Annotated in this window: 26 protein-coding genes; 15 read left to right on the top strand and 11 right to left on the bottom strand. The window is 67.9% G+C overall.

Going from position 1 to position 22032, the window contains the following annotated elements; translation table 11 throughout:
- Positions 1–48 precede the first annotated feature (48 nt).
- From MTAB308_RS15560 to MTAB308_RS15570, 3 genes are all read left to right on the top strand, one after another.
- The gene (locus tag MTAB308_RS15560) at positions 49–642 is read left to right on the top strand and encodes a TetR/AcrR family transcriptional regulator (protein ID WP_077100369.1); all 594 of its coding nucleotides are present in this window, start codon (positions 49–51) and stop codon (positions 640–642) included.
- A 49-nt stretch (positions 643–691) separates the two neighbouring features.
- Positions 692–2077, top strand: coding sequence for an adenylate/guanylate cyclase domain-containing protein (locus MTAB308_RS15565; RefSeq protein WP_077100370.1), 1386 nt, complete (start codon positions 692–694; stop codon positions 2075–2077).
- Positions 2078–2191: 114 nt separating this feature from the next.
- Entirely contained in the window at positions 2192–2938 is a 747-nt protein-coding gene (locus MTAB308_RS15570) for a class I SAM-dependent methyltransferase (RefSeq protein WP_077100371.1), read from the top strand.
- A gap of 3 nt (positions 2939–2941) precedes the next feature.
- On the opposite strand, the gene MTAB308_RS15575 is transcribed toward MTAB308_RS15570, so the two are convergent.
- The 3 genes from MTAB308_RS15575 to MTAB308_RS15585 all read right to left on the bottom strand — a co-directional run bounded on the left by MTAB308_RS15575 (position 2942) and on the right by MTAB308_RS15585 (position 5136).
- On the bottom strand, positions 2942–3748 hold the full coding sequence (locus MTAB308_RS15575; RefSeq protein WP_077100372.1) for an SDR family NAD(P)-dependent oxidoreductase: 807 nt from the start codon (positions 3746–3748) through the stop codon (positions 2942–2944).
- A gap of 1 nt (position 3749) precedes the next feature.
- Positions 3750–4202, bottom strand: coding sequence for an SRPBCC family protein (locus MTAB308_RS15580; protein ID WP_077100373.1), 453 nt, complete (start codon positions 4200–4202; stop codon positions 3750–3752).
- Positions 4203–4443: 241 nt separating this feature from the next.
- On the bottom strand, positions 4444–5136 hold the full coding sequence (locus MTAB308_RS15585) for an SDR family oxidoreductase (protein ID WP_077100374.1): 693 nt from the start codon (positions 5134–5136) through the stop codon (positions 4444–4446).
- A gap of 84 nt (positions 5137–5220) precedes the next feature.
- On the opposite strand from MTAB308_RS15585, the gene MTAB308_RS15590 reads away from it, so the two are divergent.
- Positions 5221–5826 (top strand): CGNR zinc finger domain-containing protein, encoded by a 606-nt coding sequence (locus MTAB308_RS15590; protein WP_245831424.1) that lies wholly within the window; start codon positions 5221–5223, stop codon positions 5824–5826.
- A 24-nt stretch (positions 5827–5850) separates the two neighbouring features.
- On the opposite strand, the gene MTAB308_RS28895 is transcribed toward MTAB308_RS15590, so the two are convergent.
- The 5 genes from MTAB308_RS28895 to MTAB308_RS30300 form a co-directional block, all read right to left on the bottom strand.
- Complete coding sequence (locus MTAB308_RS28895; protein WP_157900951.1) at positions 5851–6015, bottom strand: hypothetical protein; 165 nt, start codon at positions 6013–6015, stop codon at positions 5851–5853.
- A 144-nt stretch (positions 6016–6159) separates the two neighbouring features.
- On the bottom strand, positions 6160–7005 hold the full coding sequence (locus MTAB308_RS15600) for an SDR family oxidoreductase (RefSeq protein ID WP_077100375.1): 846 nt from the start codon (positions 7003–7005) through the stop codon (positions 6160–6162).
- A 35-nt stretch (positions 7006–7040) separates the two neighbouring features.
- Complete coding sequence (locus tag MTAB308_RS15605; RefSeq protein WP_077100376.1) at positions 7041–7805, bottom strand: DUF2127 domain-containing protein; 765 nt, start codon at positions 7803–7805, stop codon at positions 7041–7043.
- Positions 7806–7860: 55 nt separating this feature from the next.
- Positions 7861–9249 (bottom strand): MmgE/PrpD family protein, encoded by a 1389-nt coding sequence (locus tag MTAB308_RS15610; protein ID WP_077104398.1) that lies wholly within the window; start codon positions 9247–9249, stop codon positions 7861–7863.
- A 111-nt stretch (positions 9250–9360) separates the two neighbouring features.
- Positions 9361–10317 carry a LysR family transcriptional regulator gene (locus MTAB308_RS30300; RefSeq protein ID WP_077100377.1) on the bottom strand — a complete coding sequence of 319 codons (957 nt, stop codon included), beginning with the start codon at positions 10315–10317 and terminating at the stop codon, positions 9361–9363.
- Positions 10318–10449: 132 nt separating this feature from the next.
- On the opposite strand from MTAB308_RS30300, the gene MTAB308_RS15620 reads away from it, so the two are divergent.
- The gene (locus MTAB308_RS15620) at positions 10450–11022 is read left to right on the top strand and encodes a carboxymuconolactone decarboxylase family protein (protein ID WP_077100378.1); all 573 of its coding nucleotides are present in this window, start codon (positions 10450–10452) and stop codon (positions 11020–11022) included.
- A 212-nt stretch (positions 11023–11234) separates the two neighbouring features.
- On the opposite strand, the gene MTAB308_RS15630 is transcribed toward MTAB308_RS15620, so the two are convergent.
- Positions 11235–12095 carry a helix-turn-helix domain-containing protein gene (locus MTAB308_RS15630; protein WP_077100379.1) on the bottom strand — a complete coding sequence of 287 codons (861 nt, stop codon included), beginning with the start codon at positions 12093–12095 and terminating at the stop codon, positions 11235–11237.
- 130 nt (positions 12096–12225) lie between these two features.
- On the opposite strand from MTAB308_RS15630, the gene MTAB308_RS15635 reads away from it, so the two are divergent.
- The 6 genes from MTAB308_RS15635 to MTAB308_RS15660 all read left to right on the top strand — a co-directional run bounded on the left by MTAB308_RS15635 (position 12226) and on the right by MTAB308_RS15660 (position 16153).
- Positions 12226–13266, top strand: a complete 1041-nt coding sequence (locus MTAB308_RS15635) for a zinc-binding dehydrogenase (RefSeq protein ID WP_077100380.1) — start codon at positions 12226–12228, stop codon at positions 13264–13266.
- A complete protein-coding gene (locus MTAB308_RS15640; RefSeq protein ID WP_077100381.1) occupies positions 13263–13676 on the top strand; it encodes a nuclear transport factor 2 family protein in 414 nt (137 codons plus the stop codon). The genes MTAB308_RS15635 and MTAB308_RS15640 overlap by 4 nt, the downstream gene beginning before the upstream one ends.
- Positions 13677–14495 (top strand): SDR family NAD(P)-dependent oxidoreductase, encoded by an 819-nt coding sequence (locus MTAB308_RS15645; protein WP_077100382.1) that lies wholly within the window; start codon positions 13677–13679, stop codon positions 14493–14495.
- A 135-nt stretch (positions 14496–14630) separates the two neighbouring features.
- The gene (locus MTAB308_RS15650) at positions 14631–15509 is read left to right on the top strand and encodes an alpha/beta fold hydrolase (protein WP_083746558.1); all 879 of its coding nucleotides are present in this window, start codon (positions 14631–14633) and stop codon (positions 15507–15509) included.
- On the top strand, positions 15496–15711 hold the full coding sequence (locus MTAB308_RS15655; protein WP_077100383.1) for a hypothetical protein: 216 nt from the start codon (positions 15496–15498) through the stop codon (positions 15709–15711). Before MTAB308_RS15650 ends, MTAB308_RS15655 begins: the two co-directional genes overlap by 14 nt.
- Positions 15695–16153 carry a hypothetical protein gene (locus MTAB308_RS15660; RefSeq protein WP_077100384.1) on the top strand — a complete coding sequence of 153 codons (459 nt, stop codon included), beginning with the start codon at positions 15695–15697 and terminating at the stop codon, positions 16151–16153. The genes MTAB308_RS15655 and MTAB308_RS15660 overlap by 17 nt, the downstream gene beginning before the upstream one ends.
- Positions 16154–16180: 27 nt before the next feature.
- Here the strand turns inward: MTAB308_RS15660 and MTAB308_RS15665 are convergent, their stop codons facing one another.
- Positions 16181–16696 carry a hypothetical protein gene (locus tag MTAB308_RS15665; protein WP_077100385.1) on the bottom strand — a complete coding sequence of 172 codons (516 nt, stop codon included), beginning with the start codon at positions 16694–16696 and terminating at the stop codon, positions 16181–16183.
- Positions 16696–17088: a cupin domain-containing protein gene (locus MTAB308_RS15670; RefSeq protein WP_157900952.1), complete on the bottom strand. Its 393-nt coding sequence runs from the start codon at positions 17086–17088 to the stop codon at positions 16696–16698. The genes MTAB308_RS15665 and MTAB308_RS15670 overlap by 1 nt, the downstream gene beginning before the upstream one ends.
- Positions 17089–17182: 94 nt before the next feature.
- Here MTAB308_RS15670 and MTAB308_RS15675 point away from each other — a divergent pair, with 94 nt between their 5' ends.
- From MTAB308_RS15675 to MTAB308_RS15690, 4 genes are all read left to right on the top strand, one after another.
- On the top strand, positions 17183–18001 hold the full coding sequence (locus tag MTAB308_RS15675) for a helix-turn-helix transcriptional regulator (RefSeq protein WP_157900953.1): 819 nt from the start codon (positions 17183–17185) through the stop codon (positions 17999–18001).
- Between the two features lie 379 nt (positions 18002–18380).
- Positions 18381–19688 (top strand): sodium:proton exchanger, encoded by a 1308-nt coding sequence (locus tag MTAB308_RS15680; protein WP_083746561.1) that lies wholly within the window; start codon positions 18381–18383, stop codon positions 19686–19688.
- A gap of 35 nt (positions 19689–19723) precedes the next feature.
- Positions 19724–20545, top strand: a complete 822-nt coding sequence (locus MTAB308_RS15685; protein WP_077100387.1) for an SDR family oxidoreductase — start codon at positions 19724–19726, stop codon at positions 20543–20545.
- 43 nt (positions 20546–20588) lie between these two features.
- Complete coding sequence (locus MTAB308_RS15690) at positions 20589–21989, top strand: DUF2252 domain-containing protein (protein ID WP_077100388.1); 1401 nt, start codon at positions 20589–20591, stop codon at positions 21987–21989.
- Positions 21990–22032 lie beyond the last annotated feature (43 nt).

Raw genomic sequence — 22032 nt, forward strand, 5'->3', positions numbered from 1 at the left:
TCTTTGTGTCAAATGGTCGTGCGCAGCCGGTCGCGAAGGTCCTGATCCATGCCCAGTCACAGCGTTGCCGGCGAGGTCGACGGAATGACCGATCTCGAGCGCACCATCCTGGATACCGCGCGGGTGGTCTTCGAGACCTACGGCGTGCGCCGGGCGAACATCGAGGACGTCGCCGCGCGGGCCGGGGTCAGCCGCAGCACCATCTATCGGCGTTTTCCGACCAAGGACGACCTGTTCGAGCAGGTGGTGCGCCGCGAAGCCGAAATCTTCTTCAGAACGCTCGACCAGGCGACCGCGGGCTGTGACCCACAACAGGCCGTGATCGAGGCCTTCGCGCTCGGGGTGCGCCTCGTCCAGGACTCGCCCCTGTACTCCCGGATCGCCGAAAGCGAGCCCGAGCTGTTGGGGATGTTTTCTCGATCGCGGGCCTTCCCGATAGGCCGGTTCGCCGACGGGATCGCCCACACCCTGCGGCGCTGCGGGGCAGAGGTTGCAGAACCCGACCTGGCCAACATCGCCGACATCCTGCTGCGCGTCGCCCTGGGCATCATCGTGTTCCCCACCGACCGACTCGACACCTCGAATCAAGCGGCCGTGCGGGACTACGCGGCGCGCTACCTCGTCCCGATCATCGGCCGCTAGCGGGGTCGGCGTTGCCGGGTTGTCGGGGTCCTGAATTAGCCTGATAGCCGTGGCTGGGTTTTCTGGCACACCCCGCACCCGCTACGCCAGTTGCGGCGACACGGACATCGCCTATCAGGTGTTCGGCGATGGGCCGATCGACCTGGTGCTGCTGCCCGGGCCGTCGATTCCGATCGACTCGGTCGACGCCGAGCCGTCGATGTACCGCTTTCACCGGCGGCTGGCGTCGTTCGCCCGGGTGATCCGGCTGGACCAGCGCGGCATCGGGCTGTCGTCCCGCGTCCCCTCGATCGACGTGATCGGGCCGAAGTTCTGGGCGAAGGACGTCGTCTCGGTCATGAATGCGGTGGGAAGCGAGCGTGCCACGATCGTGGCGCCGAGCTTCACCTCGATGACCGGGCTCACGCTGGCGGCCGACTACCCCGAACGGGTGAGCAGCCTGGTGATCATCAACGGCGCGGCCCGCACCCTGTACGCCCCCGACTATCCGATGGGCGCCACGATCGAGACCCTCGATCCGTATACGACCCTCGCGATCGACCCGGACGCCGTCGACCAGGGCTTCGACATGCTCGGCATGATCGCTCCCAGCGTCGCCCGCGACGATGCCTTCCGTGCCTGGTGGGACGCCGCCGGCAACCGCGCCGCCTCGCCCAGCATGGCGCGCGCGATGATCCAGAGCATCCGGCGTGCTGACGTCCGCGACACGCTGCCGAGGATCGCCGCACCCACGCTGATCCTGCACCGCGCCGACTCCGACTTCACGCCGATCGCGCACGGCCGGTACCTCGCCGAGAACATCGCCGGGTCGCGCTTCGTGGAACTGCCGGGAGCGGACACCCTCTACTGGGTCGGCAACACCGGGCCGATGCTCGACGAGATCGAAGAGTTCATCACCGGCATGCGGGGCGGTTCCGACGCCGAGCGCCTGCTGACCACGATCGTGTTCACCGACATCGTCGGCTCGACCGAACGGGCGGCCGAACTCGGCGACGGCCGGTGGCGCGACCTGCTGGACAACCACGACACCATCATTCGCCATGAACTGCAGCGGTTCGGGGGCCATGAGGTCAACACCGCGGGCGACGGATTCGTCGCCACGTTCTCCAGCCCCAGCGCCGCGCTCGCCTGCGCTGACGACATCGTCGACGCGGTGCGGGTGTTGGGCATCGAGGTGCGGGTGGGCATTCACGCCGGCGAAGTCGAGGTGCGTGGCGCCTTGAAGAAAGACATCGCCGGCATGGCCGTGCATATCGGCGCGCGGGTGGCGGCGCTCGCCGAAGCCAGCGAGGTGCTGGTCTCCTCGACGGTGCGCGACATCGTCACCGGCTCACATCACCGGTTCGCCGACCGCGGCGAGAGCGCGCTCAGAGGCGTCCCGGGTCACTGGCGCCTCCATGCCCTGCAGCGCGAGCGCGCCGCCGCCAGGCGGTAACCATCCCGACATCTTGAGACGGTCGACGCGCCCGCCGGCTCGGCTAGGCTGGGTTTCGACTCGTGCAACCCGACTGTTGTTCTACAGCTTCGCTTTTGATCCGAAGGAGTACGCGTGACCGACGTGCACATCTCGCTGCCGCCCGCGTTGCGCCGAGCGCTGGATCTGCTTGCCGATCCGCCGGCGGATCCGGACGTCAGCAAGGGCTACCTGGATCTGCTCGGCGCCGGATCGGCCGAACGGGACGCCGTCCCGAAGAACACCGGTCCGATCCAGGCGGCATGGGCCTCACCGATCGGGTCGATGCTGTACGACAACGCCCAGGCCCTGTCGCGCAGGCTGATCAGCGCGTGGCAATTGCCGCTCGACTGGCTGAACATCCCGCCGGGCGGCGTCGCGCTCGACGTCGGGTCGGGTCCCGGCAACGTCACCGCGTCACTGGCGCGCGTGGCCGGCCCCGAGGGGCTGGCCCTGGGGGTCGACATCTCCGAGCCCATGCTCGCCCGCGCGGTGCGCAGCGAGGCAGGCCCGCAAGTCGGCTTCATCAAGGCCGACGCGCAGCGACTTCCGCTGCGCGACAACACCGTTGACGCGGTGGTCTCGACCGCCGTGCTGCAGCTGGTTCCGGAACCGGCGGCCGCCCTGGCCGAGATGGCGCGGGTGCTGCGCCCCGGGGGCCGGCTGGCCATCATGGTTCCGACCGTCGGGCGGGCCGCGCGATTTTGGCAAAAGCTGCCGAACGTCGGGGCGCACGTGTTCGACGACGACGAAATCGGCGACATCCTGGAAAGCAACGGGTTCGCCAGCGTGCGAGTGACCAACTACGGCACGTTTCAGTGGGTGCGCGGCAAGAACGGCTGAGTCTCAGTCGCGCTTCATGGCCGGGTGGCCGCGGGCCAGCACCGGCAGCAGCCACTCCGGCGGCGCCACCCGGAAGAAGCCCGCCGCGATGCGGTTGACCCGACCGGGCACGACGACGGCCTTGCCGGCCGCGAGCCCGTCGATGCCGGCCAACGCGACCTTGTCGGAGGGAACCCACATCACCCGCGGCAGGGCCGATTCGGCTTCCTCCTTCGAAAAACCCGCAGCCTCCCCGAACCCCGTATCCACCGGTCCCGGGCACAGGGCTGTCGCGCTGACCCCGGTCCCGCGTAGCTCGCCGCGCAGGCTGTGGGTGTAGGACAACACGAACGCCTTGGCGGCGCCGTACGCCGCCTGGCCCGGCAGCGGACCGAACCCGGCGACCGACGCCACATTCAGCACGGCCCCGCGACGGCGCTCGACCATGCCCGGCAGGAACCGGCTGCACAGGTCCACCACGGCGGCCACGTCGACCTCGACAAGGTTGACCTCTTGCTCCGGAACGGATTTCGCGACGAGTCCGAGCGTCGAGAAGCCGGCGTTGTTGATCAGGATGTCCGGAACCAGTCCGAGGGCGGCGACGCGGTCCGGCAGGGCCGCCCGCGCGGCGCGCTCCGACAGGTCGGCGGGCAGGGGATGCGCGTGCTGGCCCAGCCGGCCGGCGAGCGCTTCGAGGCGGTCGGCGCTGCGGGCCACCAGCACCACCTGATAGCCGCGCCGGGCGAGGATTTCGGCGAACCGCTCGCCGATGCCCGATGATGCGCCGGTGACGATGGCGGCGCGGTCGTTGCCCGGAGGTGGCAGGGCCATGTCAGCCCTCGCTCGCCTGGGCGAGCGCTGCGAGCCGGTCGATCGACTCACGCAGCATCTCGGGTGTGGTCGAACTGGCCCTCTCGATGCGGGTGCTGTCGGTCAGCGCCGTCCAGTCGTAGGTGTGGGTCACGCTGGTGAGGGTGGCGTTGATCGGGTGGAGTTCCCAACGCCAGAGGTGGCCGGGCGGCAGCTTTTTCGGTTCCGCCGGGCGCCACGCGATCGTGCTGCCCTCGATGAACTCCACCACGTGGTTCTCCCGAACAGCGCCGTTCGTCAGCGTCGTCTTGAAGACGTCACCCACGTGCCGGACGCGCTGCCCCGGGGCCGACGAGGCGAGGTTGTTGTTGCCGTCCCAGCTCGGCTGCTGAGCGGGATCGGCGATCAGTTCGAAGATCCGCTCGGCGCTGGCCGAGATCACGCGGGTGGCGCTCACGATGCGTTCCGGTTCCATGCCGCTATCCAAACACGCCCGCCGGGGCGGTGCGGATGTGACTTTCGGCGCTGGCGTTGGGGACCTTCGGCCGTTGAAGCGCCCCTTGGCCGGCTGCGATGGTGGTCGTGCCGGGTTCGCCCGGTGGCCTGTCCGAAGTGCAGCAAGCCCATTTTTGGGTGAGGCCCCCACGGCCTGCTTGACCCACCGTCACAAGACGGGGATCTGCCTTCGGACAGGCCATTTAACGTCGGCCGGTCCGTTAACCCACGCGGAGCGCCTCGACCGGTCCGGACAGTGCCGACTTCATGTAGCGGGTGTCGTCATCGGCCAGCACCTCGACGTCGCCGCGCTCGATGCCGTCGGCGATCTGCCGCGCCACCTGCCGCGGGTCGTTTTTGGGCACGTCGAAACCGGAGGCCATCTCGGTCTCGGTGAAGCTCAGGTGGACGCCGGTGACCAGGGTGCCCTGCTTTTCCAGCTCGATGCGCAACGAGTTGGTCGCCGACCACAACGCCGCCTTCGAGTCACCGTAGCCGCCGAAGCCGGCCACCCAGGACAGGATCGAGGCGATGTCGACCAGCGCCCCGCCGCCGTGGTCGGCCAGGATCGGCGCGAACGCCTTGGCGATCCGAAGCGCGCCGAAGTAATTCGTCTCAAACACCGCCCGCACTTCCTCGATGTCGCTGCTGAGCAGACTGGACGCACCGATGATGCCGGCATTGTTGATGACGATATCCGCGTCGGACGCCGTAACAGCCAGCGCGGCAACCGAATCCGGCTTCGTGACGTCCAGCGCGACGCTGACCACCCGCGGATCCTCGCTGGGCTTGGGCGACCGCGCCGTGGCGTAGACCTTGGCCGCGCCCCGGCGCAACAACTCGTCCACGATGGCCTTGCCGAGCCCGCGCTGTCCGCCGGTGACGACGACCGTCGACCCCTTGATGTTGACCATGACATGACTCCTTGACGTAGGTAAATCTGCTTTGCATCTGTCACCGTAGTTGACGTCGCCGACATATGCAAGTATGTTTTGACTATGTCTTCACAATGGTATGCGTCACAGCGGTACCAGCTCGTCCCCGCCCCCGGCGGTCTCGCCCTGGTTCAGGACTTCCTCAACACCGCGGGCATCGAGGGATACGGGCCGGACCTATTGGCCGACAGTGCCCTCGCGGACGACTGGGTGGCCGCCGCGGTGCGGGCGTGGTCAGCCGCGCGCGGGCTGGATGCGCAGCCGCCGCCGTTGGGCGGCGCGGACCTGTCCAAGCTTCGGGCACTGCGCGAGACGATCGCCCAGCTCGTCGCCGGGGAACCGCCGACGGGGCGCGGCGCGGGCCCGGTCGCGGCTTCCCTGACGCTGTCGAAAACGGGCGAGGTGCGGCTCGAACCCGCCGGCGCGGGGTGGCGCTGGCTGGCGTCGGCGCTGTGGGGAGAGGTTTTGCTCAGCCAGCAGGACGGCACCTGGCGGCGGATCAAGCGATGCCACAACCCGCAATGCGCGTCGACGTTCTACGACCGCTCGAAGAACAACAGCGGGGTGTGGCACGACGTGAAGACGTGCGGTAACGCCGCCAACCTGCGGGCTTCCCGGGCCCGGCGACGCGAACGCGCCAGCGGGGCCCAGCGCCCGGCGCGCGGGTAGCAACCCCGGCCCGCGCGTGGGCCGTCAGCAGCGCTCGGCGCCCCTGGCCATGATGCGGGGGCCGGAAGCCCCTTGGCGTCGAGCGCTTTTCAGCACGGCCTGTAGGGCCCCGCACGCGCGTGCCGCGATCGGGGCGACCACGTCGCGGTTGATGGGGCGCGGACCCATCCGGTCCTGCAGTGTTGGCACGGTTGTAATCCCTTGTCCGTTCGGCCGGTTCGCCGATTCATTGAATTGCACCCCGGGCGTTTTACGGGCGCGCCGCGCCGCGGTAAACGTCACGAAAAGGCATCTTGTGGCATCACCCACATTTGTGGTGCGATGCCCTGCTCGTCACACCTTGTTCTTGAACCGGCGAAGATAGCCGAACAGCCGGCGCGTCGGCACCGGCTTCGGCCAGTCGTCGGCGCGAAAGTATGCGTCAGTCCCGCCATCGACGAACAACACGCTGCCGCAAAGGAAGTCGGCGGAATCCGACAGCATGAAACACATCCAGTCGGCCAGTTGCCGGGCATCGCCGAAGCCGCCGACCGGTACCGGGAACGACCGGACCGCCTTGGCCTGTCTGGGGTCGGCCAGCTGCTCCTCGAGCAAAGGGGTCATGATGGCGCCCGGCGCGATGGCGTTGAGGCGCACACCCGACCCGGCCCACTCGGGCAGCACCGCATGGCGACGCACCCAGCGGGCCACGGCGATCTTCGAGGCCGCGTACATCATCGTCGGCGCGGCCGGGCCGAAGAGCCGCACGGACCGCAGCGCCTTGTCGGCGTCGTGCGCGAGCAGCGCCCGCACCGTCCGCCGCGGCACCGCAGGCACCGTCGTCGTGGAATTGCTGGAGACGACGACGGCCTTGGCGCGGTCGGCCGCGGCCAGTGCGGGGCGCAAGGCCGAGAGCAGCTCGACCACGCCGAAGTAGTTGACCTGGGCGAGTTGGCGGGGCCGATCGCGGCCCGGGCTCGGCCCCAGACCGGCCGCGAGCACGGCGCCCTCGAGCCTGCCGCCGCAGGCCGCCAGGACGCCCTCGGCTGCCGCCGCGCGGCCCCGCGGTGTCGACAAGTCGGCGACGACCTCGGCGTCTTTGACGTCGACGCCGACCACGGTGTGCCCCTCGGCCCGCAGCCGCTGCGCGGTTTCGCGGCCCATCCCGGACGCGCATCCGCTGATCGCATAGGTGCCCATCGACGACCTCCGTTCCTCGTGGCGCAGTATGCCCGTCAGGTGGCGGCGGCGGCCCGCTCGACGTCGAGGAGCTGCTCACCCCGGCGCTCCTCGTCGTAGGCTTCGCGGCCGCCCCGCAGGCCGAACAGCCGTTTGGACACCAGCAGGTAGATCACGGCGGCCACGTTGATCGTGAAGGTGACCACCCGGGTCATCGTGATGCCCTTGGCCAAATCATGGATCTCCAACGGCAGGAAGACCGAGGTCGCGATCACCGCGAAATACTCGCCCCAGCGCTTCAGCAGCCAGAGGCCGACGCCCTCGATGACCTCGATCAGCGCGTACACGATCAGCATCGCGGTCAGCAGGGCCAGCGTGGAAGGCTTGGTGGTGAGCGCCTTCTCCAGCTCGTGCACGATCGTCATCTGATCGACCTTGAACCCCGCCGCGCGAAAGATCGGCAGGTCTCGGTCCAGGGTGGCCTGGATAGCTCCCCGCGCGCCACGGAATTTCCATACGGCGTACGCGGCCAGCGCGATCACCAGCGCGCGAAACAGCCGTTCGACCGCGAGCGCTCGGATGATGATGGCCTGGCGTAAGGCCTTGCCGCGCATGATCATCGGCGCGTCCTCGGCGCGGCCGCGCCCGTGTGGCTCGCCGACGGTGAATTCAGCGCACCGCAGGCAGCGCCAGACCTCGCCCAGCCCGGTGGTGCCGCTGAGCCGCTCGGCGAGCGCTTCGTCGTCCGGCGCGTACGTGACGTGGCCCGCCACGGCGCAGGTGACCAGTTCCCATCGGTTCTTGTCGCGATCTTTGACCATGGCCGATCATCGAATGCCGACAGCGACGATGCAAGGGGGCGCGCACAGCCCGCCGTTAGAACCGCGGCATACGGCGCGGGCGCTGGGCGGTGGAGCTCACGGCGCCGAGCAGGGCGGCCAGCTCGGCGACGGGTATCTCGTCCAGGTGGTCGACCGCGGCGACGATGTCGTTGCACAGCGCGTCCGTGCAGAACGGTTCGGCAAGCCATCGGAACTTGTCGACGACGCGCTCCCAGGACATGGGCCGCGTGGGCGATCCCTCGTAATCGCTTTGTTCTCTGCTGAATTCGCGTCCGTCGCGGGTCACCAGGTGCACGCGGGCCGCCGTGCGTTGCGGGTAGTCCGCGGTCAGGTCGGCGGCGGCGCTGACGTCGACCCGAGCCAGCAGATCCTGAACGTCGCCGCGTAACACGCGTGCGGTCTCGAGTTGCTCGGGACCGACCCCACCGTCGAGCAGCGCCACCGCGCTGAGGTATTTCAGGTTGTAGTCCGCCTGCTCCTTGGTCAGCGGATGATCCTTGCCGCCGTAGGCTCCCCCACCGGCGAAGTCGAACGCGCCCTGGAAGACCTCGAGGATGACCCGCCCGACGTCCTCGCCACGCAGGTCGTTGTCGGCGCGAAGCGCCAGGATGGCGTCGATGATGACCTGGCCGTGGATGAGCGAGCAGTATTGCTTGAGGTAGGTCTGCTCGACGCAGGCGAGCGCGCGGTCGGCGGTGCGGAAGTCGATGGGCTGATCGAAGAGCTGCACCAGCCCCTGTGGGCCGTCGAACAACGCCTTGGGCCCGGTGATGCCGCGACCGGCCAACATCGTTGTGTAGACCGCACGCATGCCGGTGATGGCGGGCGAAATGCCCTTCCAGTTCGACACCGGCTCGGCGTGCACGGCCGCCACGGAAACGTTGTCGGCGGCGGCCGCGGCGATGGCGCTGGCGGTCTGTTCGGCGTCGAGCCCCAGCAGCTTCGCCGATCCGGCCGCGACCGACATCGCCAGTTGCAGCGCGTGATTGAGGCCCCGCGCCATGACCGGAACCTGGGCGCTGAACCGGCATTGGACCTCGTAGGCCACCGCGAGGGCGAGCAGAAAATCCGCTCCGGCGGCGTCGACGTACTCGGCGACGGCCAGGACCGCGCCGAAGTTGTCGGCGGGATGGCACAATCCGCCCACCGTCAGGTAGGTGTCCAGCAGATCGGGGTAGCGCACCAGCACCGCGTTGAAGAACGCGGCTTGATCGACCGACGCCCGCCCCCCGCCAACCAGTGTGGCGGTGGGGACGCCGCTGAAGTGGTCGGCGTGCGCGCGTATCGTGCCGATGAGCTCACCGTCCAGCGAACCGACGGCGCAGGCGACGCTGTCCAACACGTTGCGTTTCAGCAATGCACGCGGTGAACCGCTCAGGTCCGCCGGCCGGGCGCCGACGACGAACCCGGCAAGATCGTCCACAACGTAGTCATTCGCCACCGCGTTTCGTCCTTCCGTCGATGTCTCCCACTGAAGCGCCACGACGGCATCGAAGTCCAGGATCGATCTGTTACCAGTGCTCGATTCCGCTTCCTACCGCAGCTCGGCGCCCGACGCGAGGGCGCTGCGGTGGGGGTCGTCGGGTGGGGCCCACCACTGGCCGGAGGGAGGGGCGAGCCAACCGCGGCTGCGCGCAACCGCCAGCAGTCCGTCCACGACGCCACGCACACCGATCCGGTCATCGCCTTGCCGCTGCAACAACGACCATGTCCACACGGGTGTCGGCTCGGCGACTGGGCGCTGGCCCAGGCTGGGCGGAATGACGGCGGTGTGACGCTTCGGCGACGCGAGCACGGCGGCGCCGATCCTGCGCACGTGCGCGTAGAAGGCGTCACCGGTGATGCCGCCGTCGTCGATCCGGACAATCCGCGCACCGGTGTGGGCCGCGAATTCCTCGGCGAACCGATTCCACGACGACCATGCGGACTCGTCGGCGTCGGTGAGGACCTTGACGCGTTGCGCGGCAATCGGTTCCGACGAGCTGATGCCGGGATGCACCGCATGCAAGGGTTCGGCGCGCAGCAGGTGCGCCGTCAGGCCGCGCTGTTCGACGTGTTCGGCGGTAACCCACGCCAGCGCGACATCGAGCGCGCCCTCCGCAACGCGGTCGGCCTGCGCGTGCGACGGCAGCACCCACTCGTCGACTCGCAGCGCCACCTCCGGCCCGACCAGGCTGCTGACGTCGTCGGGCAGCCAGCTGACGTAGCCCAACCGCACCGGCGTGCTTTCGGCGGCCGCCCGTTGCAGTCGCTGCTTGGCGTCCTCGGCCAGGGCCAATATCCTTCGCGCGTCCGGCAGCAGGGTGCGTCCGGCTTCGGTCAGCCGGACGGTGCGCCGGTCTCGTGTGAACAGGTCGGCCCCCAGCTCGCGTTCCAGAGCGATGATCTGTTGCGAGAGAGCCGGCCCCGAAATGTGTTTCCGTTTGGCCGCCCGGCCGAAGTGCAACTCCTCGGCAACGGCAACGAAGTAGCCCAGCTGCCGTAGTTCCATGGGACGAGCTTAAGCGGCTCTACCTGCGGTAGAAAGCGCCACTTACCACTGATCGAAAGCCGGTCGTGGACGCGCCGACGTTCTGGAGATTGGCTGGGCTATGCCCAACCGAGATCACGTGAGGAGGGGCCGGTGCGACTTCCGTTGCTGCCACCGAGTGGGTTGACCGCCGCGCAGCGGGCCCTGTACGGCGACATGCGGGCCGTAATCGACCGCGGCTTCGGCGAACTCGTTGCATACCGCGGCGACGGCGCGCTGGTCGGGCCGTTCAACGGATGGCTGCATTTTCCCCAATTCGGTTCGCCGGCTTGGGCGTTCAACAGGTCGCTATGGGAGCACGCCCAGCTACCCGCTGGCGTCCATCAGCTGGTCATCCTGGTCACGGCCGCCAAATTCGGGGCGCGCTACGAGATCTACGGGCATGAGTACTTCGCGCGCCGCGTCGGGCTGTCCGATGACAAGATTGCCACCCTCGCGGCCGGTGAACGTCCCGCGGATCTGACCGACGACGAACGCGTCGCCTACGACATGGCGGCCGCGCTCAACCGCGGCGGCGTCCTCGCGGAGACCACCTATCGGGCTGTGATCGCGCGGTTCGGGGAGTACGGGGCTGCCGAGATCGTTTTTCTCGTGGGCTGCTTCTCCATGGTTGCCGTGACACTCAACGCATTCGACGCCGGAGTCCCCGGCCGCGAGGAGGCATAGCGCCCCTTCAGGCGCCGCGAGGCGGGATCACGTGACGGTTCCGTCGAGAGCACTTTCAGCGCGGTCTGGCGCGGCAAGATCGGGTCGGCCGCCAGGTACACCGTGCCATGCCGCCCGTGCCCAGCACCCGCTCGATGCGGTACCCGCACACCACCGCGCCGCTTGTCAGCACCTCAACACCCTGCGGTCACCCCCGTTTCCGTACGGCCAACCTATACGGCGCGATCCGTGGTGGGCTGCTGTGATTTCGCGATGGCCGCGGTTTCGTTGGTGAGCTTGTCTCCGATGAACCGGATCTGCCGCGCGCTGAGCGGACACAGCGGATGCACCGCCAGCATCAGGGCGGCTTGCCCATGGTGGTCGAAAACCGGTGCGGCGATGGTGACCACGGGTTGTTTGCGACGACCCGGATTGTCGTCCGACAGGAAGCCGATGGTGCTGAACTCGACGAGTAGTTGATCCAGGATGTGCCGAACCGGGGTGGGCATCTCGTGGCTATCCAGCGTGCCGACGACTTGGACGGCCTGCGCGAGCGCGGGCGTCGTCCAGTCCACGTCGTATCCACGCTGCCGCGTGTGCTCCAAGACGCGTTCGAGACGCCGGATCCGGTCGCCGTTGTCGCCCGCGCCGCGGCGGACCCACGCCCGCTGTTCCTCGTCGGTGTCCCATGCGGCGAGCGCGACGCCGAACGGCGGGGCATAGGGGATCCGATCGCCCGGAATCCCCGCCGGCTGGGTCGCGGGGTCGCCCTCGAAGGCCGTGACCACCAACGAATCACCGAACCGCTCGACCACTGAGCCGGCGTAACCGACCTCATGGGAGAGTCGCAGCGCCGCCGAGCGTGCGGCGTGCGCGAGCGGGCGCGCGGTGTCCGTCCGCGCGGCCACCACGGCGAGCGCCGGACCCAGGGTGAACGTTTTTGCGACGGGATCGCGGCTGGCCCACCCGCGATCGCAGAGCGTCTTCAGGATCGCGTGTGCGGTCGCCTGAGTGAGGCCGAGCTCGCGCACGATGTCAGAAAACCGCAGCCGGGCGTGCGCGGACCGCGCCAGCAGCTCGACCACGTCGAGCACGCGGGCGGTCGGCGCCGACGACGATCCGCGGATGGCTTGACTCCTTCGCGACGACATTCATACAGTTACAGCGAACATTCGAAATCATATATCGGTTATTCGAGAAATAAACGAGGATTCCTTGCGCGCGGTGGTGTTGAGGGACGGCACGTTACAGGTCCGCGAGACGCCGGACCCGACGCCCGGGCCGGGTGAATTGCTGCTGCGGACGCTGAGCACCGCGATCTGCGCGTCCGATGTGCACTTCATGGACCATCCCGAACTGGCCGTCGACGACCCGACGGGCCGTTCGCTGTACGACCCGGACCGCGACATCGTGCTCGGCCACGAGTTCGTCGGCGAGGTCGTCGGGCACGGCCCCGGCTGCACCGATCAGTTCGCGCTGGGCTCACGGGTCACGGCCATGCCCGTGCGTCTCGTCGACGGCGGCGCCGGAGGCATGCGCATCATCGGGCAGCACCCGGAGGCGCAGGGGAGCTTCGGTGAGCTGCTGGTGGTTTCGGAGGTGGCGACCAAACCGGTCTCGGGCGACGTCGCCAGCGACGCGGTGGCGCTGACCGATGCGTTCGCGGTCGGCGAGTTCTATGTGAGGTCGGCGCGCGTCCAACCCGGCGAGATTCCGATAGTCATCGGGGCGGGCGCGATTGGTCTCTCCGCGGTCGCCGCCCTGGCCGGCCGCTCCACCGAACCGATCGTGGTGGCCGACTACAAGATCGACCGCCTCTCGCTGGCACGGGAATTCGGCGCTCACGTCGCGGTGGATGCCGCCGAGAAGTCGGTGTTCGACGCGTTCCGGGAAGTTCGAGCGGAACGCGGATTGCCCGGGCCGGCGGTGGTTTTCGAGTGTGTGGGCGCCGCCGGGCTCATCCAGAACATCGTCGAGTCCGCCGAGATGTCCACCAGGATCTATTGCGCAGGCGGCTGGTACACCGGTGACACGCTGGACGTCACCACCGCGACCCGCCAGGGCGTCACCATCCAATTCGGCGGCGGCCCACACCCGCAGGACTGGTATGGGACCCTTGACGCCATCGCGGCGGGGCGGCTGGACCCGCTGCCGAGCGTCGGCAGAGTCATCGGCCTCGACGAAGTCCCCGACGCGCTCGAGCTGGCCCGCAGATCCGACGGTCCGCCGCGCATCGTGGTGCACCCGAACGGCGAGGTCGCATGAGCGAGCGAGACGACCGTCAAGACATCGCGGACCTGCTGGTGCGCTACGCCACCGGGATCGACAGGCGCGATTGGGCGCTGTTCCGGACCGTGTTCACCGACGACTGCGAGTTGGACTACGGCGTGATCGGCGCGTGGCGGGGCGTCGACGCCGTCACCGACTTCATGGAACAGGTGCACGCGCTGGCGGGCCACACCATGCACCGCCTGAGCAACCTGGCCATCACGCTCGACGGCGACAAGGCCGCCGCCCGCACCTACATCGACGGCCTGATCATGGCGGCCGACAACACCTCTGGCGTCAACGCGATCGGCTTCTACGACGACGAGATCGTGCGCACCGAGGACGGATGGCGCATTGCGCGCCGCCGGTACACCCAGGTTCGACTGACCACCGTTGGGAGCCCTTAGGTGACGTTTGCAGCCAAATACGGACCGTGGGCGCTCGTCGCCGGCGCGTCCGACGGCCTGGGCGCGGCGTTCGCCACGGGAATCGCCGCGCGAGGCGTCAACGTCGTGCTGTTGAGCCGGCGCCAGTCCGTCCTGGATCACGTTGCGGCGGAGATCAAGTCGCAGCACGCTGTCGAAACCCGCACCCTGGCTATCGATCTCGCGGAGCCCGGCGTGGCGTCGGCGATCGCCATGGCGACAGGCGACCTCGAGATCGGGTTCCTGGTGTATTGCGCCGGTGCCGACCCGAACTTCAAGCCCTTCCTCGCCAACCCGATCGAGGCGGCCGAAGCGATGGTGCAACGCAACTGCATGGTGCCGATGCAGTTGTGCCACCACTTCGCCGCCCCCATGGTCGAGCGGGGCCGCGGCGGAATCGTCATCTTCGGGTCCGGCGCCGGATTGGCCGGCGGCCCCAACATGGTCGCCTACGGTGCCTCCAAAGCGTTCGACATGGTCTTCGCCGAGGCGCTGTGGGCCGAGCTGCACGACAAGGGCGTCGACGTCCTGGGCCTGATCCTGGGCAAGACCAATACGCCGGCGCTGCGGCAACTCGAATACAGTCGCGGGCAGATCAGCTCGCCCGACGACGTGCCGCCCGGGACGGCCGCCGTGGACGATGTCATCGGCGAGGCATTCGAGAACCTGGCCAACGGTCCGACATGGATGGTGGGCGAAGACATGCGCGCCGCGGTACAGATGATGGGGTCGCTGACGCGTAACCAGATCGTCGAACTGATGAAGCACGCCAGCGCCGCGGCCATGGGTCCCGCGGGCTAACCCGGCGCGCGCACCGGAAGGGCGTCGGTCAGCCCATACACGACGGATTTGTACAAGCCGGAACGATCCGGTTCGGTGCACGCTGGTGGTTGGCGACGGGTCGAACGCAGAGCGCGTCGTGACCGAGGAGGCCGAATGGCAGACGACGCACCCCACGAGCGACTCGCCGGCTATGCGCATGATCGCGTGGTCAGTGTTGACGGCAGCGATATCCACGTCGTCGAGAACGGACCACATAGCGAGCCGGCACTGCTGCTGATCCATGGCTACGCAGGATCGGCGGCCTGGTGGGATCGTCTGGTCCCGCGGCTGGCGGAGAATCAGCGCGTCATCCGCGTCGACCTCCTTGGGCACGGGGGATCGGCCAAGCCGGCCGACGGCTATACCGTTGCGGCACAAGCGAACATGATCGCCTCGGTTCTACCGGAGCTGGGTGTGCGCACGGTGATCGCCGTCGGTCACTCCACCGGCGGCGCGATCGCGACGGCTCTCGCGGAGCATGCCCGCGGCGCAGTCGTAGCGCTTGCGCTCATCGATAGTGGACCGAGCGCCCACGCTTATCTTCAGCCGGGCGGCCTTGGTCGGCTGATATCGATTCCGGTGATCGGGCGGATGCTATGGGCCTTGCGAAGCGAGTCCACGATCCGCAAGGGATTGGGTTCGGCGTTCACCCGAGAGGTCGAGATCGCACCACAGATCGTCGCCGATGTCCGGGGCATGAATCATCGTGCGTTCACGGCGACGCCGAAAGAGACCATGAAATACCTCGCCCAACGCAGTCTGCCGGACCGGATAGGTGGGTTAGCGCTGCCGGTGTTGGTGATTTTCGGGGTCGAGGACCGGCGATGGCGATCGTCGTCAACCGCTGAATATGCCTCGGTGCCGAATGTGGCCGTCGAGTTGCTGCCCGGTGTCGGCCACACGCCGATGCTGGAAGAGCCCGGCGTGACCACAGATTTGGTGGCAGGCTTCGTCGCGAAGCATTGCACGGGGGCACACGGTGTCCGCCACTGATACCCGCGTCGAGGAGCATCGTGACGAGGCGTTGCGATTGCTGGCCACCGCGCTCGAATTGGACCCGTCCGCATCGAGCACCCAGCAGCGCAATCTGATCGCAGCCGCTCAGGTGCACGCGGCACTCGCCCAAGCCGTCGCACAGGATCTCACGCGTAGCGCGATCGACGACCGAGCCACAGACCATGCATCCGTTCGCTGAAGCACTTGCGAGCCAGGACCTCGACAACCTGCTTGCCTGTCTGTCGGTGGACGTGACGTACCACTCTCCGGTGATGCGCGACCCGGTACGCGGAGCGGTGGTGGCAGACATCCTGGCGATCTTGCTGGATGCCGTCGACGATCTCACCGTTTACGAGCAATTCGGTGACTCCGGCACCACGGTGCTGATCTGCGGATTCGCAGTGCAAGGTGTACGCGGCGAAGCGGCCTGGGTGCTGCGGCTGGACGAGACCGGAAAGGTCCGCTCCCTGGCGTGGCAAGCGCGACCATTTGCGGTGGCGGTCAGGTTGTCGGACGCCTTCGGTCATGGGCTCGCGCGGCGGCGCGGCGGCGTCTTTCCGGCGATCGTATCGGTCGGCCGTCCGCTCGCGCGTCTCGTCGCGGGAATGGTCGATCAGCTCGCGCCGCACCTCGTGCACTAGCAACTGCGCTTGTCGACGTGTTCTGCGCTAATGGCGACGGCGTTGTGAGGGCTTCATCGCACGGTCGGCTGCGACGTACATGAGGGCGAGAAGGAGAACTGCGAATTTGACCACAGCCGCAACCCGCGCGCGCCGAGCGTGGACTGCGATGTCTGCGCGCTTGAGCACCTTAAGCAACGAGACTCCCTCGACCGCATCGGCTGCAACGGCCACGATCACCGCGGCGGGCAGGACGGGGGGATGGTCACGACGTCGGCGTGCATGGTCGACGAGCAGCGCGGTGAACGTGCCGTAGGTCGCCATGTATCCGAAGTCCAGCCACAGGGACATGCGCGCGGCCCGTTGACCGTCCGGGCCCCAGCGGGTCATGATGCGCTCGGCTTGGCCGCTGCCCGCCAGCTCAAATGGAATGATCCCCGGTCCCCCGGTTGCGCGCAAACGTCGCTCCTGCAACAGCATTAGCGCCGTGTAACCAACGAAAGCGCCGCCCGCTGCCGCGAGTCGTCGGCTGCTGAAGCGAAATGCCAAGCGGCTCATCATCATTAGGACACCGTCTGGTGTGTGGTGTTCGCACGCGGGGTGATCACCACAAGGTCTCCTGGCTCTTCGACGGTAAGCCGATGCCAGTGGCCGGCCGGCACTACCCAGCACGTTCCGGCACGTAACGCCCCCGTCACTGCCTCTTCGGCGACCTGACCTCGCAGATGAACCGTGATCGCGCCGGAAAGCAGACACAGCACCTCGTCACCGGCCGGATGCCTCTCCCACACGTCGGAATGTACCGAGCCGTTGTCCGTGACGTGGAACGCGGCCATGGTCCAGAGGCCCCAAGCACCGCGCGCACACCGCGACCGCCCTTGGGCGGCGCCGCCCTCACGAAACTCGAGCCAGCAGGAGAAGATGTCGAATGGCGGGGTCAGAAAATTCGGATCCACGAGGGCGAGTATGAAGTGATCAAAGCGCGATCGCTTGGACAGATCCGTCGTCTTAGCTACTGCGATGCTTCTCCTGCCGGAGGTACCCTTCGGTATGAACGTGTGGAACCTGGGGCGGGATCGACTCATGGTGTCCGGCACGTTCAGCGGCCTCGCAGTTCACCACCATCCAGCGGTTCAGGTTACGGTCGGCGCCAAAGGCCCGTTGACCGTCGTCGACACCGACGGCGACCGCGCCGAGTGCCGCCTGGTCGTAGTGGCAAGTGGCACGCGACATTCGGTGCGGTCGGATGCGGGATCGGCGGCGTTGTCGATCTACCTTGGATCCGCGACGCGCGACGGCATCGCCCTGAATGCGTTGGCCCGCAATGCAACCCGAGACGGCGGTATCTGGGCTGTCGCAGCCGGTGAACGCCTGGCCGACGCACTGGCCGAAGCGATGAAGACCAGTGGTCCGCGGGTTGCGGCCGATCTCCTCGTCAATGAACTGTGCAACTTGTCGGACGCCCGCCACGAACGCGAACCTTCCGTACACCCGCAGGTGCATCAGGCAATCGACCTGATTTCCAGCACCGTACCGGCCACCATCGATCTTGCATCAATCGCCGGCGCCGTGGCAATCTCGCCCGATTACCTCGGTCGACTCTTCAAACGGCATACCGGGGCGTCCTTCTCGGCCACGACGCGGTGGGCGCGGCTGTTGACCGCGATGCGCTATCTCATCGACGGCGTGCCAGTCACCCACGCCGCCCACCTCGCCGGATTCGCCGACGGGTCGCACGCGAACCGGGTGTGCTGGGAGATGGTCGGGGCCGCTCCGAGCGACCTGCTGCCCGCAATCGCACCTTCCCCGGGGCAGTGCCGTCGTGGAACAGCAGACCGGCCCAATGGGGCTTGCGGCCGTGACAAATAAGCGTCGCAGCTGAGCGGTCACCGACTTTCGCGATCGTCTGCTCACCGTCCGAGGCTCTGCACCCACCGGACCTGCGCCGCCCGCCGGCTCAGGCGGGCGGCGGTGGGAACGTTGGACTCCACCAATGCGTCGTACTGGTGTTGACGTTCCACGGTGCTCTGGCGCAGGATCGCTCGAGGTTTGCCAAAGTTTTGGATCAGGCCACCCTAACTTTGCGAATTGGCCGCGCTAGCCAGCAAAGATGGGCATCGGTGTGCACACTCTTCGCCTAGGCGCCACGTTGCTGGCTTCCCGTCGCGCGGGTAGGTTTGAGCGCGCGGGTCAAACCACGGCCGCGACTCCATGCCCTTCACGACCGGCACCCCTCTCGAATTCAAGGATGACGATGCTGGCCACAGACAGGCCCGCTGGCACGGTCTCGAGGCCGGCACGCGCGCGGCTGACCCTGGTCCGCTCGGCCCTGATCACGGCGGCGTTCATCGCCCCGGCGGTAGTGGTCAGGTCCGCCGGCCTGCACTTGGACCCGGTCGCCGCGCTGCTGACCTATGGGGCGGCCGTGGTGGCGGCCAGTTTCCTGCTGGCGTGGGCCGCCGAAGCGGCGCAGATCGACGTCTCCGGCGGCCTGGCGATCGCGGTTCTCGCCCTGGTGGCGGTGCTACCCGAGTATGCCGTCGACCTCTATTACGCCTATGTGTCCGGGCACAACCCGGATTACACCCAGTATGCCGCCGCCAACATGACCGGTTCCAACCGGTTACTGATGGGACTCGGCTGGCCCGTCGTGGTGCTGGTCAGCATCATCGTGGCCCGCAAGGCGGGCTCCCGGGGCTCCGCCCCGAAATCCGCTGCCGTGGCGCTCGAGCCCGCCAATCGCGTCGAACTCGGGTTTCTGCTCGTTGCCGGCGTGGTCGCATTTGTCATGCCGGCGACCGGGCAGATCCACCTGGCACTCGGGTTGGTGCTGCTGGCCTGGTTCGGCTTCTACCTTTACAAGATCGGTCACGGCGACGTGGAAGAGCCCGAGCTCATCGGCACCGCAGCCGCGCTCGGGGAGCTGCCCGATCGCGTGCGCCGCATCGCCGTCGTCGGTCTGTTCTTGGCGTCGGGCGCGGTGATCGTGCTCTGCGCCAAGCCGTTTGCGGACAATCTCGTCGCGGCCGGTACGGAGCTGGGCATCGACCGCTTCCTGCTCGTCCAGTGGCTCGCCCCGCTGGCCTCCGAAGCCCCCGAGTTCATCATTGCGGTCATTTTCGCCAGTCGCGGCAAAGGCACGGCGGCGATCGCCACCCTGATCTCCTCCAAGGTCAACCAGTGGACCCTGCTGATCGGGTCGCTGCCCGTCGCCCACATCCTCGGCGGGGGCGGGCCCTCCCTCGTCCTCGATTCGCGCCAGGTCGAGGAGGTGCTGCTGACCGCCACGCAGACCCTGATGGGCGTCGCCCTGATCCTGGGGCTGCGTTTCCACCGGGCGTCGGCCTGCGCGCTACTGGCGTTGTTCGTCGTCCAGTTCCCGATCATTTCGACGCCGGGGCGACTGGTGCTCTGTGGTGTCTACACCGCGGTGGCCATCGTCGGGTTGATCGTCAACCGCCGCCACTTGGTGAGCACCGTCCAGGCACCGTTCGTCGGGAGGGCCATCCGCCACAGCGGGCACCCCCATCCCGCCGAGGACGGTCACGGCCTCTAACATCGCGGGATTGGCAAAACTACGTTTGGAGCAGCGTGGCTCGCGAAGTGTTGACCGTCATCGGTGTGGGCGGCATGGGTCAGGCGATCGCCCGGCGGCTCGGCGCCGGCAAGACGGTCCTGCTGGCCGACTACAACGAACAGACTCTGGCATCGGTCAGCGAATCGTTGTCCGCGGACGGCCATCACGTCGAAAGCCGTCGCGTCGACGTCGCGTCGCCCGAATCGGTGCGCACGCTCGCCGAGCACGCCGCTTCCCTGGGTGCGGTCACGCAGGTGGCACACACCGCGGGGCTGTCCCCGTCGCAGGCACCGGCTGAAGCGATCCTGGCCGTGGACCTGCTGGGCACCGCGCTGGTGCTGCAGGAATTCGGCGACGTCGTCGCGCCGGGCGGAGCGGGTGTCGTCATCGCCAGCATGGCGGGCCACATGTTTCCGCCGCTTCCCGCCGACCAGGAGCGGGCGCTGGCGCACAACCCGCCCGGCGAACTGCTGCAGCTGGATTTCATCAGCAGCGTCACCGACCCGAACTTTGCCTATCCAATCGCCAAGCAGGCCAACCACATCCGTGTGCGTGCCGCCAGCGCGCATTGGGGCCGGCGGGGGGCGCGCATCAACTCCATCAGCCCGGGCGTGATCTCCACGCCGATGGGCCAACAGGAACTCGCCTCCCCCGTCGGCGAGGGCATGCGCGCGATGGTCGCCATGTCCGCGACGGGGCGCCTGGGAACCCCGGACGACATCGCCGCGGCCACCGCGTTCCTGCTCGGCCCCGACGCGTCGTTCATCACCGGTACCGACCTGCTCGTCGACGGCGGCGTCATCGCGGCCATCAAGGCCGGAAGCCCGGCAAGCTGAAAACAGGCCTCGCGGATTCTCTCGCCGGGAATATGCTGATCGAATGCCGCAACGGGTGTTGCGTGACCGCCTCATCGAACTCGAGGTCCCCGGCGAGGATGTGGCGCGCGGTCGAGCGCTGCGAAAGACCGTTCCACGGCGCGCGCTCGCACAGCTTGTCCCCGCCAACCGATCCGCTGTCGAGATTCTCGTTGCCCAAAACGCGGGCCGGCTAAGCGAACTCGTTCCGCTGCGGTTCGCCCGGATGCTCGCCGACCCATTCTCGTTCTACCGGGGCTCGGCGGCGGTCATGGCCGCCGACCTTGCCGCCAGCCCCTCGAGCGGCATCGAGATCATGTGCTGCGGTGACGCTCACGTGTCAAACTTCGGCCTGTACGCCGCACCGCACCGATCAATCGTCTTCGACCTGAACGACTTCGACGAAGCCGCCGTGGCACCCGCGGAGTGGGACGTCAAGCGTCTGGTTACCAGCGCGATCATCGGGGGCCGCCATGCCGGATACCCCGCCAAGGCGATCCGCCGGTGTGTCGAACAGGCTTTGGCGGGCTACCAGACCAGCCTGGAGGCGATGCTCGAGGAGATGAACGTTCTGGATCGCTATTACCTGCGGGTGGAGCCCGAGCACTACACCGGGAAGGTATCCAAGAGCCTGCAGGGCGTCATTCGGAAAGCGACATCCCGGGCGCGGACCCGGACGTCGGCACGAGTCTTCAAGCAAATCACCGAGATTGGCCCGGACGGAACACCACGGTTGAGGGAGGCACCCCCGCTGCTTGCGCACGTCGACGAGGAGACCGAGGCGCCGTTGGTGGAGGCGGTTCAGGAGTATCTGGCCGCCGTCCCGGCCGACGTGGCGCTGCTGCTGTCACACTTTCGCATCACGGATGTCGCGCTGCGGGTGGTCGGCGTCGGCAGCGTCGGCACCCGGTGTTACCTGATCATCCTGGTGGGTCCCAACGGCACGCCGCTCATCCTGCAGATCAAAGAGGCCACCCGATCCGTGCTCGACGAATACGGCGGATGGGCTCAGCCGGAAAGCCTCAACGCCGCCGTCGCGGCCAAGGGACAGGGCGTGCGCGTCATCGATGGCCAGCAGATCCTGCAGGCGATGTCGGACGTGTTCCTCGGGACGACGCGCAAGGACGGCCGCGACTACTACGTCCGCCAGTTCCACGACATGAAGGGCAGCGTCGACATCGGCGCAATGTCGGCCGCCACGTTCGGCGAATACGTCGTTGCCTGTGCGGTGCTGCTGGCGCGGGCACACTCGCAGAGCGCTAATGCGTCAATCCTGCGTGGGTACGTGGGCACCAACGCCACGGTGCACCAGGCGGTCGCGGAATGGTCATACGCGTATGCCGACAAGTCGCTGGAAGACTTTCATCGCCTGCGCGCGGCGGCCGCGGCCGGCGATATCGAGGTTGCCGAAAACCCAGCCCGGTGAGAAGCCGTGCGGCCCTGGCCGATTCCGTCGTCAGCGCCTGCGA

Origin of the sequence: Mycobacterium terramassiliense, from assembly GCF_900157385.1 — a bacterium.
Lineage (GTDB): Bacteria > Actinomycetota > Actinomycetes > Mycobacteriales > Mycobacteriaceae > Mycobacterium > Mycobacterium terramassiliense.

What these genes read in the sequence shown, in the direction of transcription:
- MTAB308_RS15575 (WP_077100372.1), bottom strand. Translation starts at nt 3,748, where the DNA reads ATGGCCCTGCCACCTCCGGGCAACGACCGCGCCGCCATCGTCACCGGC.
- MTAB308_RS15650 (WP_083746558.1), top strand. Translation starts at nt 14,631, where the DNA reads ATGGCAGACGACGCACCCCACGAGCGACTCGCCGGCTATGCGCATGAT.
- MTAB308_RS15660 (WP_077100384.1), top strand. Translation starts at nt 15,695, where the DNA reads ATGCATCCGTTCGCTGAAGCACTTGCGAGCCAGGACCTCGACAACCTG.
- MTAB308_RS15665 (WP_077100385.1), bottom strand. Translation starts at nt 16,696, where the DNA reads ATGATGATGAGCCGCTTGGCATTTCGCTTCAGCAGCCGACGACTCGCG.
- MTAB308_RS30300 (WP_077100377.1), bottom strand. Translation starts at nt 10,317, where the DNA reads ATGGAACTACGGCAGCTGGGCTACTTCGTTGCCGTTGCCGAGGAGTTG.
- MTAB308_RS15675 (WP_157900953.1), top strand. Translation starts at nt 17,183, where the DNA reads ATGAACGTGTGGAACCTGGGGCGGGATCGACTCATGGTGTCCGGCACG.
- MTAB308_RS15580 (WP_077100373.1), bottom strand. Translation starts at nt 4,202, where the DNA reads ATGGAACCGGAACGCATCGTGAGCGCCACCCGCGTGATCTCGGCCAGC.
- MTAB308_RS15605 (WP_077100376.1), bottom strand. Translation starts at nt 7,805, where the DNA reads ATGGTCAAAGATCGCGACAAGAACCGATGGGAACTGGTCACCTGCGCC.
- MTAB308_RS15600 (WP_077100375.1), bottom strand. Translation starts at nt 7,005, where the DNA reads ATGGGCACCTATGCGATCAGCGGATGCGCGTCCGGGATGGGCCGCGAA.
- MTAB308_RS15560 (WP_077100369.1), top strand. Translation starts at nt 49, where the DNA reads ATGCCCAGTCACAGCGTTGCCGGCGAGGTCGACGGAATGACCGATCTC.
- MTAB308_RS15640 (WP_077100381.1), top strand. Translation starts at nt 13,263, where the DNA reads ATGAGCGAGCGAGACGACCGTCAAGACATCGCGGACCTGCTGGTGCGC.
- MTAB308_RS15585 (WP_077100374.1), bottom strand. Translation starts at nt 5,136, where the DNA reads ATGGTCAACATCAAGGGGTCGACGGTCGTCGTCACCGGCGGACAGCGC.
- MTAB308_RS15590 (WP_245831424.1), top strand. Translation starts at nt 5,221, where the DNA reads ATGTCTTCACAATGGTATGCGTCACAGCGGTACCAGCTCGTCCCCGCC.
- MTAB308_RS15690 (WP_077100388.1), top strand. Translation starts at nt 20,589, where the DNA reads ATGCCGCAACGGGTGTTGCGTGACCGCCTCATCGAACTCGAGGTCCCC.
- MTAB308_RS15680 (WP_083746561.1), top strand. Translation starts at nt 18,381, where the DNA reads ATGACGATGCTGGCCACAGACAGGCCCGCTGGCACGGTCTCGAGGCCG.